Annotated in this window: 2 protein-coding genes; both read right to left on the bottom strand. The window is 45.3% G+C overall.

What is annotated here, in order from left to right; all coding sequences use genetic code 11:
• Window positions 1-2: 2 nt before the first annotated feature.
• A complete protein-coding gene (locus tag NDA02_RS25325) occupies window positions 3-15,056 on the bottom strand; it encodes a hemopexin repeat-containing protein (RefSeq protein ID WP_348256157.1) in 15,054 nt (5,017 codons plus the stop codon).
• Between the two features lie 118 nt (window positions 15,057-15,174).
• The gene (locus tag NDA02_RS25320; RefSeq protein ID WP_190794950.1) at window positions 15,175-16,020 is read right to left on the bottom strand and encodes a hypothetical protein; all 846 of its coding nucleotides are present in this window, start codon (window positions 16,018-16,020) and stop codon (window positions 15,175-15,177) included.
• Window positions 16,021-16,300 lie beyond the last annotated feature (280 nt).

Here is a 16,300-nt window from a genome sequence, read left to right as displayed (position 1 = left end):
GACTAAACATTCGCCTTGTACACCAAAACCATCTCTGCATTTCGCAAAGCCGTTCTATCACCCTTCAATGTGAAGATCCACTCGCTTCCTTTCTGCCCAATGCTTAATGTGCTGGGTTGCAGATAAGTATTATTGGGCGCGGATAGATCATTAATGGTGAAGATCGCACCGCTGTTGCTGCCGTTATTGTTACTGCCGTCATACTGGTAACGGATCAGCAAACCAATAATTTTGCTGCTGTTCATATTGGGGAACATCTCCCGCGTAAAAGTAATGTTGACCTCATCACTGTCACCAGAGGTTAGCGCTGCCCACTCATCAGGGAAGTTATAAGCGATGTCAAAGAAGCTGGTAGCGTTGTAGGGTTTGAGCACGCCTTTGACTTCATTGGCAAATCGAGTGCCACCCTGTTTGGCGGTATAGCGTAACTTAATTGTGACATCCAGCAAATCAGCCGGATTGTAAGACCCCTTTTTGCCATTGAGCTCCAACCGCCAGGTAGAGACGGCTCCTGTACCTTCAAACGGCAGATACCGTTCATCTCCAAAGTTCAGCTCAAACATACCGCTGTTCTCGGTGTACTGGTCAACGTGAGACAGGGCAATTTGCTGGCTAGCCCGCCAGTTAGCTCGCACGTTCGGGGTAGACTCATTGGCAGGATCGATCAGGTGTTTCACCGCTTTGATGTCAGTATCCATCACCAGTTTGCTGCTGAGTTGGGTCAAGGTTGCGTTCACGCTTTGTCCTTCACCGATATCAAAGGCAAGGGATACGGATTTGATCTGGCGGTTGTAATGACCGGGGAAGTCGTAGTCAAGTAACTCTTCGCTCAGGCGGAAGGTGCAAGCCCCTTGAGTCTTTAAAGCTAATAGCGCCAAAGGATCCAGTTCCAACAAAGAGATATTCTTTGTAATTTCCAGGCGGCGACTGTCGGTTTCAGCGTAGGCTTTTTCCATTCGATCGAGATCCAGTTCTAGAGAGTACCCAGCGAGCAGCCCTTTACGTTGGCTATCCCAGTACATCCCCGTGATGTAGTTGACTTTACCTGCCTGGAGTCCTTTCTCAAAGATGAACGACTGCTCCGCTTGCTTGGCGTAGTCGTGCGCCAGTTTAAAGGTTTGGAAAAATAGACCGGAGAGTTTACCGCTCATCCAGTTATAAAGCTCTGCATTCGAGAACTTGCTCTTCATAAACTGGGCGATCGCCTTGCTATTTTCAATCTCCTTTTTGTGCATCAGCAACTCTTGCTTTGCCATTGCAATACGGCAGATTTGGGCATCAATTTGATGAGCAAGTTGCGTCATCTCCCAAGTAGCCATTTTCTTTTGCAAATCCCAATCTTCAGTGGAACGCTTGAATTGTCCTACGACTCCAGCTGCCTCTCCACCCATGCTTAGCCCTTCTGCCAAAGATTCTTTAGCTTCCCCAAACTCAGCTAACATAGCACCAACGTTTTGCCCACCGGACGTGACACCAAAGCTAAAGGGACCGGCTGTAAATTGTGGAAGGACATAGGACAAACCACTAACAACCTTGCTTAACACCGCTATACCATACACGCTGGCTGCCGCACCCATCATCGCGATTTGAATACGCTCTTCAGGCAAATAACCAGCATCAATTAACTTGGTGTAGTGATTCAGCTGATCTTGAGCCCGAAGCTTGCTTGTCTCCATATCTTGCAAGGAGTTTTCTGCTTCTTGAATTTGCTGATCTTTTAGCACTGTAACCAGATCGAGCATCATTTCCTCCTGCGTATGTTGCAGCAGGCTGAGTTCTTCGGAGTCTTGCTTCTCTAATGCTGAGAGCAGAGTATCACTCAAGTTTTTTAGCTTGCCCGCCAGATCTTGGGCTTTCGCCATGAGCGTATCAAACCGGTAATCTGATACATTCACCATACCGCCTGCCATCGCTGCTGCTGCTATTCCTCCCTTACTCGCCGCGGCAGCAACCAGTGCCATCGGATCGATCGGCGGCTGGAACAAAGGCAGTGGTTGAGCCACACCATCGATGTTCAGACAGGCACGAATTTTTGCAAGGCGGTCTTCCACCCGCGTCCAATACTCGGTAAAGAGTTCGTTCTCCTTAATGAAAAAGTAAGGATTTGTAATGGTATCAAACTGAGTTGCAGCAAAACTCAGGCTCTGTTCGTAAGGGACAATACTACTGCTTGTAGAGCTGTTTTCCAGGTCAATCAAAAAGTCGTAGTCTTCTTTAACATTGCCTGTATTGCCCGTATAGTGCTTAAAGTCTTTGTAGGCTTTCGTGGGACTTAGAACGACCTGTCCCATGTTCTTTGGTTTTTCACCTAAAAGGTCATGAGCCAGAATGTAGAGCATCCTTGCTTCTTGAATGGATTCTCGGGTGTATTGCCGGAAGAGTATGTCACCCCAATCCAGTAAGTTATCGATGTAGCTCATGACGATCGCTTTACGATACGCCAGGGGACGCAGTGCTGCAATTGCATGTGGATCAAACGGATCTTCTAAATAAACAGCGAGTTGTGCGTCGTAGTTACCCATCAGGTCAATGCGATAATCAAGCTGTTTGATAATCTCCAATACTTCCTGCATTTCACTTTGCCACCTCACCAAAAGCGGGTTATTGCTACTGATGGTGGCGGCACTTGTATTGAGATTGTCAATGGCAGATTCCAGAGTGATAAAGGCAGACCATCGGGTAATGTCGGCGAGTTTATAGCTAAACTCTATGGCTGATGTAATGTCGTGGATAAGTGTTGCCTTTTTCGTGGCTGTGAGTGTCTGAGTGTTGAACGCTTCACGTAATTCTCTAGTCAGCGTTTCATTGTTTGAAAAATCCACACTCCTATCAACGACCCTTTGCTCAAGTTTGTCAAAAATGCGAACGTGATAAGAATCTCCGATTTTCGCAACTATCACTAAACCCTTCCCATTTGGTTCAAGGGCATTGATATTAGCAACGGTCTTCAGCTTTAGGTCATAAGTCTCGTAAAAAGTGATATCTGTTTTACCCAAAAAGACTTCCTGATAAAATACCAATTTTGCCGCAAGGCTTGACAACGCTCCACGGGCAGCGATTACCGTACTATGGCTGTGTTCATCCCCATCGGTATTCTTGGTGCGGGTTAAGGCATCAAAGGCATCTAGGTCATTACTGAGGGTAGAGATCAGCGCATTTGGGTCAGCAGCCAGGAAGGGCAAAAACTTCCAGTAATCCGAGGTTTCTGTCGGATCGAAAATATATTCGTACCACTGTTTGGCGTACTCAAATTGCTGATTGGTGTTGAGGGTCTGTGCAATCAGGAAGGGAGCGTGGAAGAATACCTCCCAGTAGTACATGCCGTTGGCACTATTAAAGTCGAGGTGGTTGTTTGTCGGTTCTGTATCGAACTTGTCTGAGTTCAGTTGAATATTGCGCGGTTTTGGATCATTAAAGCTGATGGTCGGAACCTCGTCCATTTCCTGAGTTGACATTTGCAACAGGTTCTTAATGCCACCCACAAACAGCAGTTGATTAAGTACTTCAGCAGTGCTAGAAGTCAGACGAATGATCTCGTACTTGACGCTGTCAAATTCGTAGGGTTTGGGTTCATTCGCATCGCTCATGTTATAAGAGATGGAGCGATCGCCTTGAATCAGATACAAGGTTTTCTTGCCACTAGCATCAGTATGCTGAAACGCAGCATCAGGACCAAACCTTCGAATGTCTGAGGGAATATTGCCCCAACTACCGGCAATTGACGACTTTTTACTGAGTTCGGTAGGTTCATGAACATTTTCACCTAGACGAAAATACTCCGTGCCCGAGAATAGATAAACGTGTTTATTTAAGACAAAAGCTGCATTGATAAAATTGTCAAAATTGACAGACGCACGGGGATAATCATTATGGATGTAGCGAGGAATCGGGTCATTGTTACCAGCACTCGATTGCAAAGTGTAGCGATAATATTCAGTTCCTTTTTTACCACCAACTTCAGTATCGACAAGCAGATATAAATTACCACCCGATAGGTAAGCTGCATTGACTTTCTGAGTTTTCTCCAGGTTTGTTAGGAATACTCCCCAAACCCCTACTGTCGTTCCAGTCGCTGCTGTGTCACTCCGGTAATATGCACAGGTGCTGTTGTTAAACAAATAGGAAATGTATTGACTCTCAGCAGTAGGATCTGGCGAAGTAAATGCTGCATCAAGCTGTGTCCATTGCGGAAAGCCTTCATTGTTGGTGGATAGTTGTTTGGGATAGCCAGTGTCTGCCGTGCCGCTAAATTCGCCATCTGCTGTAGGAGTAAACCGCAGGTATTGGTTGCCGCAGAATAAGTACAATGCGTTGGTAACACCCAAATTATTTGCACCGATAAAAGCAGTATCAACTCGGTTGTATCGCCAAATTGCATTGACAGGAGCGGTGCCGAGACAAACAGATGCTCTGAGATCAAAAATATCTCTACTTTCAGAGCTATCCTTCAACTGGGCAAGAATTTCAGGGAGCCTCTGGGTGTTATCAAACAGGTGGAATGTATTCGTATCAGTGATGATAATTAGGTAGTTACTGTTGGCAGTGGTAAAGGCTCCTGTGATCGTCACATCTGTGTTGTAGAGCGTAGAAACATCAAAGCCGTATTCTTCGTCAAGCTCACCCCTGACGATTCGATCGTTCGACTGCCCTAAAACCCTATCCAACCCACTATTGCCACCAAAGTCTACAGACTCATACTGATAATTACTAGATGTACCCGTTCTCCTCCAGGCTCTCGCAAAGCTTTTACCGTTGTTGCTGATGCGACCATACTCACTGTAGAAAGCGAGGTAGTATACAGTGTGATTTGCATCGCTATAGCTAAAGCCAGAGGTCCAGTTCTGGTCATCCTGGTTGCCCTCAAAAGGACCTGGCGCTGAGTCCTGGCTGTTGCCATCCTTCACATAGTAGCGATCGCCACTGGCGTTAACGACCCAGATACCCCCATCAATCACCATCATGTTGGTCAACTTATTGCCTTGACGCTCAACATTGTCAACTGAGCTGCCAAAGAGGCTTTCTAGAACCATCTTAACTGTAGTATGCTCCTTTTGAGTGCTTTGAATGTTGTCGCCGATCGTCGTATAAACGGTATACAAGTCGTCGTTGGTTATCGGATCTCTGTGAATGACATGTAGCTCACGATTAAAGACAACTGCTCCTAAGATTGCACTGCCTAGTGCGTCGCCTCTAGAGTGACCAAAACTGTGACGAATTGAGCCCTGTGATGTACCAAAATCACTGCGCAATACCTCCCCTAAATCATTGTTAAACCAGAAGTGAACCCCATTGATATTCGTAAAGCCAGCATCAATCTTGCTCCAATTGCTAGGCAAATTACTAATCAGTATTGACAGGGCGTAGGGTTTTCTAACCAAGCTATCAAAAGACGCTCCATCGTATTCGTAAATCTGTTCATTGAGTGTCAGATAGCTACAACCATTGATGACAAAAGCCGAATCAACAATACCTCCGATTTCCATCTCGCTTGGGGCATCAATTCCCCATCGGTTTCTGATAGGCTCGGCAGTGGGAGTCGTTGTGCGATCAGCAGAGGTTTTGATGTAGGTCTGATTGTCCAGAAAATAGTAAATATCTTGCTCTACCTGTACTGCAGCCGTGATATGAGCACCAGGCATTGTACGCAGTCCAGGCAGGTTTTTTGGTCTGGCGAGCTGAGTATTACTGGATAGTGCGCTCGCATCTGGCTTAACCAAGAAGCCACATCCCTTATGGTTATAGGCAAACCAAGGGCCATCCATTGAGTTGTCACTGTAGTTAAGCTTTACGATATTGGCATCTTCGATCTTTTTAGGGGCAACAAACTCATTAGGGAAAAGCTCTTTGAACATGATCTGACCCCGGTTGTCAATGGTTTGCTGCGTCGCCTTCTGCGAATACAGCTCGGGCATCAGGTTAAACGCTCGGTAATTGAGTTTGCGTCCCTCTTGAGTAGCCGTTTCACTCAGGTAAAAGCGCACAGTGATGTGGATGTTTTCATATGTATAGTTGGTTGCAGCCTGCTTTAGCTTAGTAGAGTTCTCAACGAAAAGTTCCACATCGGAAATAAACTGGTTTGGGAACGTTAACTCTGCAATATCATTAAACGTCGTTTTCAGGGTTTGGGGTTGTGTCCAGCGTTTGTTGAGGTTGTAGAAGGAAAAATAGACCTTGATTTCTCTGACAATCTCGACTGAGGAAGACACTTCTTTTTTGCCACCGCTATCGGGTACGTCTTTAACCACCACACTTCCTGCAGATGGATCTTTTGCCGTTTCGTCTAATGCCGTCCAGAACACAAACACCCGGTTAAACGCAAAGACTGGCTCTACGCGGGTCGCTTTGATGCTAATGTCTAATTCTTCCCAGGGCTCCCAGACAGCCACAGTACTATCACCGTTCACAAACGTGCCAAAGCGGTAGAAATAGCGCATGGGAGCGGTGCGGGTTCGTCCAAAAAGAACCAACTTTTTGTCGTCTGTGCCTGAGCTGTTATCGTCGTAAACATAGCCTCCAGCAATAGTTAATTCAGAGACCTCAGTGAAGCTATCAAGGTATTTAAGATAAGCGTCTTCAACGGTAGCTTCAGTCAGCTCACCTTGAGCCAGGCTATCCTGCAATGCCTGAAAAGCAGCAGTTTTGGGATTGCGTAACTCAGGTCGAATATAGTTCTCGGGGTATAAGAAGACTCTACGATTTGCTTCCCACACACGATAGTTTCGCAGCCATTGCCAGCGATCTTTCAGGATCAAACGAGCAGCTTGTTGATCGGCGGCATCCAGGGCAATGTCTTCTAGATTAATAAAGTAACGGTGCAAGTAAAGCTGGACAGCCCCGATCGCTTCCTCAATTCGTGAAGTTTCAGCGGCACTGGACATTTGAATGTCGATCAGTAATTTCTGATAGAGCTGACGGGTAGTGCTGATATCGGGGTCTTTAGCGATTACGTAGGACACCAAGGCATCCCGCTTGAGCACATTCAATTCATTGACGATCTGGTTGACGAGAGTAGCGTAGTTATTATCACAGTTGATTGCAACCAGAACATCGTAAGCCCCCTTAGCAGCAGCCTCAACATCAGGATTGCTGCCATAAAGTGGTAGCCAAACCCTGTGATATAAGGCCGATACATCCACATGGAGACGGCAAGTCGTAGCAAGAATGTCGTAGAGACGCAGCACCAATTCCAGTTGAAAATCCTCTTCCACATCATTCACCGATGCAGGCAGGAAGGCATTCCGCTGTTTAACCCAACGCACCTCTCGCTTCTCAAATCCGAAGATAGCAGCAAAGTGCATGTAAGGTTCTGATATGGTGCCTTTAGCACTGCTGACCAGCTCTGTTAAAGTGAGCTCACCTCCTGTAAAGCGCTGCCCCAAAGCTTTGAAGCGGCTGATAGCACGTACATCACTCAACAGGTAATCTGACCATTCTCCCCAGCGGTAAGATAAGACTTGCCCAGGCTTGTGCTCATCGTGGTCGCTGAGGTCGAGGTTATAGGTGACAAAATTAACGCCAGTATGAAAGTAGATTTCGTCCTCGAATTGAAATACAGCATCAACCCCTTCTGCTTTCAGGATAGTGGCGTCTAGCTGGGGCCAAATTTCCTTGATGTAGCGCGGGTATTCCCCATCCACATAGCAGGCTTCATTGTAGGGATTTAGGGCAAACAGGGCAGTGGTGTCGCTATACCGCACAAACTGCTGCTCTTTAAAGACATACAGGGCACCGTCGCGATCCACATAGGCACCATCGATCGCTTTGGTATCGGAAGCAGCAAAGGTATTGTCAAGATTCCCCCAAACCTGATTAATATCGCCTTCACTGCTGCTCTGGGTGCGATCATCAGCAGTAGTCACGTTGATATATCGGCGTTCGTTGAAGAGTACCAACCCAAGATTGGAGAGGTAGAATGCTGCATCAATACCATCACGATAAATTTCATTCAGGCGGGCTAGCCCCAATTCTGCGGCTAAGCTTTCAGCAATGATTTTGGGGTAACCCTCGTCGATATAACGATAGTGATCGCCGGTGTAGCGAATGTACTGCTCTCCTGAAAACAGGTAAGTCTGCTTATTTTCAGCATCAACAAATGCCGCATCAACGTAGCCACCCGCCGTGAAATTATTGTCAATGTGACCCAAACCATCGATGTCATACAACACATATTTGTTAGGGCTGCCAGTAAAGAGGGTATTACGGGTGAAAAAGTATAGGCAGCGGCCATTATCGAGCAATCCGTTGAAGAAGGCAAAGGGCTGATCGGCTTGGGTGTATTCGGCTTCCAGAGTATCCAGGTAGGATTGGAACTCTCTGGACATAAACCCAAAGGCTGCTTCCTGACGCAAATAGGTTGCAATGGCTTTGGGATACCCTTCGTCTACATAGCTGTAATCTCGACTGCTGTAGCGCACATAGGAATCTCTGGCAAAAAGATAGGTAACACCGTCACTGCTGACCCAGGCAGCATCAACTCCCTGACTGAGGACGTTAGTTTGCAAGCCCCAGTTACCTTTAATCGAGGTGACGTTTGTCCAGGTATTGGTACTACTGTCATAGGACACATAGCAGTGCTGGCTGAATAAGTAGATTGTTCCATTCGCACCAATAAAGCCCGATTTCAATTCTTTAAAATCGGTTCGGTTAAAGGGAACACCACTGTAGAGCAGGGCTAAAGGTTGTGGATAACCCCAGGTTCTCGTGTTGAGATTAAAACTGATAAATCGCTGGTCACTGATGAAGATGAGCGTGTCATCCTGTACAAAAATAGCATCAATGCTGTCGAAGCTCTGTTGCTGATACGCTTCAGGAATGTTCCACAGTCCGTAATCACCCTTTTGTGGATAACCAGGCTCAGGGCGATCGTAAGTATCCTCGGTGTAGTGCAAATAACGGAAGTTACCATTGGCATCGGGTCGCTCAAATAGATAGGTATCCTCTTCCCACACATAAGCCAGGGCAACATGACGCAGTCCCTGCCATTTATCGCTGATGCGTTGCGGAGGATAGATGACTGTCTGCTGCACATAGTTACCAGAGCGGTACTGCACGAACCATTCACCCGAGAACACATAGGTAATCCCATCTCGCCCCACAAAGGCAGCATCAATAGTTTCATTGTCATAAATCGGGTTGCGCGATCGACCCCAGACATCAGCAATGGCAAAGCTCCGCCCTAAATCCACATCGTAGTACTTGTCCCCGGCAAAGATGTAGCTCTTACCGTCAGAACCACGCACGATAGCACTGATCGCAGCATCGAGTTTGCCCTCAGCTTTTTGTGCAGCCCGTGGGGTGGCAGGGGTTAGGGTCAAAACGGGATCGTCTAAGTGGTTGAGTTTTTGCCAGCTACCACTGCTCAACGCATAGTTAACACCCCGTTCCTGGGTTACTGCCTGAATATTGGCAAAGTTGTGATCGGTATAATGTTTGTCGTTATCTTCATCACTAATGACAACATGGAAGCTATCTCCTTTAAACAGATAAACTTGGCGTCGATCGGCAAAAGCCGCATCCAGTCCATCAGGGAAAGTAGCTGACATTCCTCGAAACCGAGGTTCCTGGGATAAGCGGCGAGTGGAACGAGGATAGCCCGGTTCTACAGTACTGTAGTTGCTGCCTTCGTAGCGGAACATTTGATCGCCAGAGAACAGATAAGTATGCATTGCTGTCCTATCAACAAGCTGACCGTTAGCAGCCTGTTCTTCCCAGCGAGATTCAACCACGAAAGCAGCATCAACCTTACCTGTTCTGTCGATATTGTTACGAATCTTTCCCCAAAACTTGTTGGTTAAGCGAGGATAGCCATTATCAAGCCTATGCAGGTTGGGGTCGGAAAAGCGCAGGTACTTAGAGTTGTAGAATAAATAAGTTTTACCGTCGGTACCGGTAAAACCAGCGGTAATGTGATCACCTTCGTTAATACCAACCAAGGAGCGATCGAATTGCTCGGCGAGAATTTTCGGCTCCGACCACCAGCGACTAGCGTGGTTATGTTCAATGTAATAGTTACCTGCAAACAGATAGATCCTGCCATTAGGACCATTCATGATCGCATCAATTCGAAAGTCGGCAGCACCCCCTATGAAGCTCTCCGGCAGGCTCCAAAAAGCATTGTTTACTGTTGCAGGAAATACTTCAATCTCGTCTACATCTGGACGATTGGCAAGTACTGTTTCAATGGTTCTCGCGTTGGAATCTACTGCGTCTACTTTTAAGTAATCATCTTCATCCCGACGTAGGGTAGAGTAGCTTGTGTAAATGCTTTCGTTCTCACGGTTTGTACCAAACAAGTATGTTTTATTTCCCAACACAACTGCCCCATTAACACGGGTCAATCCTTCCCAATCCTGGGCAATATTGCGTGGAAAACCGTCGTCCACCTGCGTATAGTCGCTACCAGAGTAGCGCACGTAGTGGTCACCCGAAAACAGATAGGTGTAGCCATCCAGTCCCACAAAGGCTGCGTCCACTCGACCGTTATCGGCAATCCCATTTAAGACTTTTCCCCACTTTATACGGGCGTCTCCAGTTATCGGGATTTTAGTTGTTGAATCGAGCGCGACATAATCATCACTCCGGAATAGATAGATGCGATCGTCCTGTCCATGCAGTGTTGCATCAATACCAGAAACAAATTCGTCGGGGAGGGTAGGGAATTCTTGGTGCAGAGATTTGGGATAGCCTGCTTCTGGCTGTAGGTTGGCGAGTTCAATACTGCCCGCGTATTTAACCACCTTATCGTTGAGGAAGAATAGGTAGTGCCCCTGGCTAGCCAATGCTGCGTCAATGTGATCTGCATGACCAAAATCGTATTTACTGTGTCCCCACATTTCAGTAACCGACTGCACACGTCCATCTTGTGAAGAGACATAGCGATTTTCTAGAAAGGCATAGCTACGACCATCCAAACCGTCAAACATCGGTCCTAAGTCGCGATCGAAAGATGACGGTAGCTGAATGGGTAGGTTCTCGTTGTTCCATTCTTCGGTAATGAGTTTGGGATAGCCCTGATCGACAGTAGGCTGAACAGCATTTTCCTGACTTTCAGGATTAAGGATGAAATTGACATTTGAATAGCGCACGTACTGGTCATTGACAAACAGGAAGAGCCGCTCTGCTGCATCGACATAAGCAGCGTCGATCATCTCTAAGGTGTCAAAGTCGTTATCTACCTGCCCAAAGCGGTTCTCGCGCTTGTCCCAAGTATCAGCATTGGCATATTTCACATAATGAGACTCGCCACTGACTACAACCCAGGTGCCATAACGATCGATAAAAGCGGCATCAACCCGGTTCAACCTCTGATGTTTAAACAGTTGGCGAATGGGATCTTCTTTCAGGCGCTTTTGCCGTTCTTTATCCTCTCTTTGTTGCTCAATCAGGAGATCGTCACCTTTCTGACCAGCAGTCACCGTTTTTTTGTCGATCAAGGTGTAGTCTTCTGCCAGATAAATCCAGTAGTTATTTTCCTTAAATATGTAGATGAACTCCTCGCTGATTAAGACGGCGCCTATCGAGGTGATACCATCTGGCAAAATCAGATCCTCTGGGAACTTGGCAACCAGATCCTGATCCTTCAAGAACAAAGAAACTTCGTTGACATCGAGTTGTTGCTGATTAATCAACAGAGCCAGTTGCCGAATCCGCTTGACTGCCTGGAGATAGTGCATGTTGGCAGGCAGTTCATCCAGAGAACCTAGGGCATTGGCATTCTCAAGCAATGGCTGCAACCAAGCAAAATGGAGGTTGGTATCTGTTTTGAAGATAGCTGAGGACACTACCTTGATTGCGTCCAGGTCAATCCCTAAAACGGTTTGCAACTGTTCAAGAACTGCATCCTGCTGGGCATCGCTATATTCTTTTAGTGCCTGATGAACCGCTTTAACCGTACTATCAATCGCTTTAGCAATGTCATACAACTGGAAGAAAATTTCGGTGTCGTAATCACTAAAAGCCGGTATGTTGAAAACTGCTGCATTCTCTGGGACAAGGAAGAAGGAAATTTGGTCGGCACGCAATAGTCCGCTGTCATCTAATACGCCGATCGCCTCCAGGTTCTGTTTCAAACCGCGAATTTCGCTATCGTCAAAATCAAGAGCTGTAAGGTTGGTATCTTGCAGACGATAAGCATTGGCATAGTTGACAATACCGGCAATATGGTCGAAGACAATTGCTGCTTTCGTGGATTCAAAATAGGGGCGGAGATGAAAGCGATCGCGATTTGCTTCGTCTTGGAAAAATAAACTCGCTTGGGGTAATAAAAGCTGATGATTGAGATAATTGCCTTGCAGGTCTTCAAATATCCAACGCGATACAGTGGTTGCGGCAATTCTGCCCAATTCGGTCTGATCAATTTGTAACCAGGTGTCCTGATCAGCAGCAATGGCATCCTTGAGAATTTTGAAGAGCGCCTCGCGATAGGGGTAAAACTGTAGCGCCAGAGACATGGCTTTGGGGCTTTCGTCAACCAAGCGCATTTTGTCCTGAATGAACAGATGCTCGTCAAGGTAGCGATTCATTTGAAGATTGCGAATTAGATCTTGCAAAGCGATCGGTGTCAATTTCAGCTCTGCAAACATCTGTTCGCTGATTTTTACCTGGCTATCCTCAAATTTGTCGAGTTGTTGTTGTAACAACTGGTAGACTGGACGAACAAGCTCTGATAACCCAGTTATGAGCGTAAAGCGGCTAGCATTAGTGATATCGCTAAATAAAGTTACATCTTTAGCAAAGCCCTGCTCATCAATATAGCCGTTGTAAATCAGATCATCATAGAGTTCTCGACATTCGGCTTCGGTCAGTCCCAATTCCTTTAAATCTGATTTAAATACTTGTACTTCAATGGTGTCGTTTGCTTCTAGCTGACTTGCTGCATCTTCCTGGTAAATCCGATGAAACAGCTCAAATACGCTCTGCTGTAGATCGCTGAAATCATATTCCAGCATGAATGCTGACAAGGGTGGCAATCGGCGATCGACCAGGCTTTCCGTCAATAACCTGCCGCTGCCATCAATGACTTGATGATTAACAAGATGGTTGAAAATTTTATCTTTTAGCTTGCTCTCAAGCTGCAAGCTCACAAATTCATAATCCCTAATTGTAGTGAGTTGCTGGATAAAGTCTTCGGTTAGTTCATCAATCTCACGAGAATCATAAGCGAGCAGGAGATGCTTCAGTTCCTTAAAGGGATAATTTTGATGATGAGAAGACTGGATTTCACTCTTGGCACCACAGCGATCTTTAATCAAGCTGAACGCAAAGTGAGAGGCTCGCTCATCACCGAGCACATCTTTCAGAGTGTCTGGGCGAATTTCCTTAGCTTTAAAGCTTTGCAGTAGGGCATTATACAGAGCCAGATCCTGTGTTTTCTGCTCTACAGCTTCTCGATCGGTCTTTGGAGCACCATTGACGATTTTCCACAGCATCTCCGCAGAGTAACCGAATTCCTTCATCCACTGGGTTAGCGCGATCAAAGATTCCAGCAACCAAAGCTGATCGCCGATATTATGAGTTGCCAGCGTGGTGCTAGCTCGGTTAACACTAGCCATGAAAATGCTAAAACACTTTTGTGTACCAGGCACTCTATACACAAAGTAAGTGTGCGGATCTCTCTGTCCAATAAAAGGATCTTGATCTAGAAGATCAAACAGAGTGAATAGTTCCAGAAAATGCACATTTAGCATTTCGGATAAGATCCGAATACGATAAAGCACATTCAGCAGTTGCCACTGATTTTCTGTTTTTTTCCACAAACTACTATCAGCAACTTCTTCGAGCTCTAAGCGGCTTGTAATGTTGATCAGGTCAGTGTCAGTAAATCCCAGACTATGACGCAAGCGTTGGCGGTAAATATCATTGTCCTTGCTGAACAAATCCGCATGATAGTCAATCTGAGTATAGGTGTGATAGGTAGAATTGGTATATTGCTTAGGAATGTCGCCCATCACCTGCTCAATGTGCAGGTATTTTTCATTCACTGAAACACAAGGTAGGTTAAAAATCTGGTTAAACTGATCCTGTGGCAGCTTTTCATTCGTCTTACCAACAAAAGAGATCTCGCTGAGTACAGCAACTACTGTATCGATCGGCTGTTCCAGAGTCTTGTGGATATAGATAACTTGAGTAATAAAAACAAGGGTATCTCTATCAATTGTGGGGGTGCCGTTAACCTTGCAGCAGTGACGCAAGATGTGATCCAACTCAGTTAAGCTCAGTCCGATTTTTTTTGCTAATCGAACAAAGCGGCTAGTGCGGGCAAACCAGATAAGGGGGATACGATCACTTGTATTGCCATTGTTGTGCCATACCAGTGCAGTCTCATCATCGCTTAAAGTGACATAACCAACGTTGTCAGGATTAACGGTGTTAATGTAAAAATTCTCACGACCATCTTCGACAATCGAATGGTTAGTAGGCTCAACATAAAGTTTTTGGTATAACAGCTCTCGCATTTCATGCGCTTGTAGACCTGCGACCTCCATAAAAGTGGTAACAGAAGATATCTCACTGATAAAACGTCTATTGTCTGGATAGCCATAGAACCGAGCGACTTCATCCTCTGTCGCTGTTTCTGTTCCTGTTTCTATTAAGCTCTCCAGTTCCGTTACCGACAAACCCAAATATTCGCGAGCTACGGTGTGATAATCGGGTTCTTTCGCAAATAAGTGACGCAACTCGTGAGCGGAAATCGTTAGGTGATGTAAATAGTTTTTGATTTGTTCGTTTTCCAGCGAAAACGGCATATTGAAGGGATAAACTGCGTTTTTCAATACTGTGTAGGCTCCATTACTGGAATCCACACGCTTTTCTAATACTTCGTTGACGATATCGAGATAAGGAATCAGCGTATTCGTATTTTCGGCATCAAGATTGATATTTTTGATGTCACCTCGGCGTGCATCAAAATCAATACTGCTGGGATCAAACTCATCATCTAGCATTTGCAGCAAGTCACTTAAGTATGCTGCTGGGGAATAAACAGAGCGAGCATCATCCCCTTCCTTAAAGTCAAGATTACCAAACAAATCAGCGTAATTGGGGATATTGGATTGCATACTCACGATAATTACGCTCCATAAACGGTTGATGAGCCGATGCACAAGACATGGGTACGGGAACCCTTGACATAGAAACGATGAGAACAAAAACCTTTAAGGTTGAATTGGTTAGCAGCTAACGTATAAATCTCGTTGTGCGACTATGCGGCTGTACCTGCTGTACATAGGATATGTATTGCAGTGCAACAGCTTTACGCAAGGCAAGCGCGCGCATATAGACTTGCTCAGCGATCGCGCTATCATTATCAAAGAGTTCAAGATTATCTTGAATAAATACGTTTTTAGGTATGCTAGTAATCTGCAAGGAAGATTGAATACCGTTTTCCAAGAGTTTTTTTGCGAGATTCTGTTTATCTTGAGGAACAATCCGTAGCATTCGCTGATAGGTTTTGAGTTGATTGATCAAACTTTTCCTTTCGTCTTCAAACCCAGCCCATTTATATGTATCGATAGTGGGAGTATGAAGCAAATCTGTTGTACGAAAGTCAATCTCTTGATTCTTTTTAAGAAAGGCGTTTAGCTTTTCTAAATCAGTGCTTGCTCTGCTAGCAGACAGCCCTAATTGTTGTGTACGAGCTTGTTGAAAACTAGAAATTTTACTCATTAAGGTTGTAGCTCGCATATGAACCTCTTCAGCGAGTACACTATCATCATCAAAAATCCTTATATTGTCTTGAATAAATATTTCTTTAGGGGCATTGGCTATTTGTGCTGGAGATCGGATGTTGTTCTCCAAAAGTTTTCTTGCAAGATCATCCCTATCATTCGGTACAACCCATAGCAGTCCTTGATATATCCTGAGCTGCTTTACCAAATTATCTTTGTTATTCTCAAAACCAGTCCATTCATAGTTATTAACACTGGAAGCGTGGCGCAAATCGATTCTACGAAGATCGATCGTTGCGTTTCTGCTTAGAAAAGCATTCAGCATTCCTAAGTCAACCTTTTGTATCTCACTCATTGGTTTATTAGTTTAGTTTATAGGTGATAGGATATGCAGTTAAACTTTTAAGGTTATTATATTTTGCATTAATTTCACTTTGTTTTCCGAACAAGGAATATCTTTAAAAATTTACGATTCTTTTCAAAGCGGATTATCTTTTACAAACTAGTTTTAACGAAAGTGTTATACCGATTCAATTTTTATATGCTACAGATGGGAGGAGGAGAATTGAGGGCTAACGAGTATGGTTGGCGTTTGCAAAATCAACATTCAAGAGAGCAAAGACGACTTGAGATTA

The sequence above is a fragment of the Leptolyngbya sp. ST-U4 genome, from assembly GCF_039962215.1.
Classification (GTDB): Bacteria; Cyanobacteriota; Cyanobacteriia; order Elainellales; family Elainellaceae; genus Leptolyngbya_A.
The sequence above is the reverse complement of the archived record's forward strand: the minus strand, read 5'-3'. Positions and strand labels throughout refer to the sequence as shown.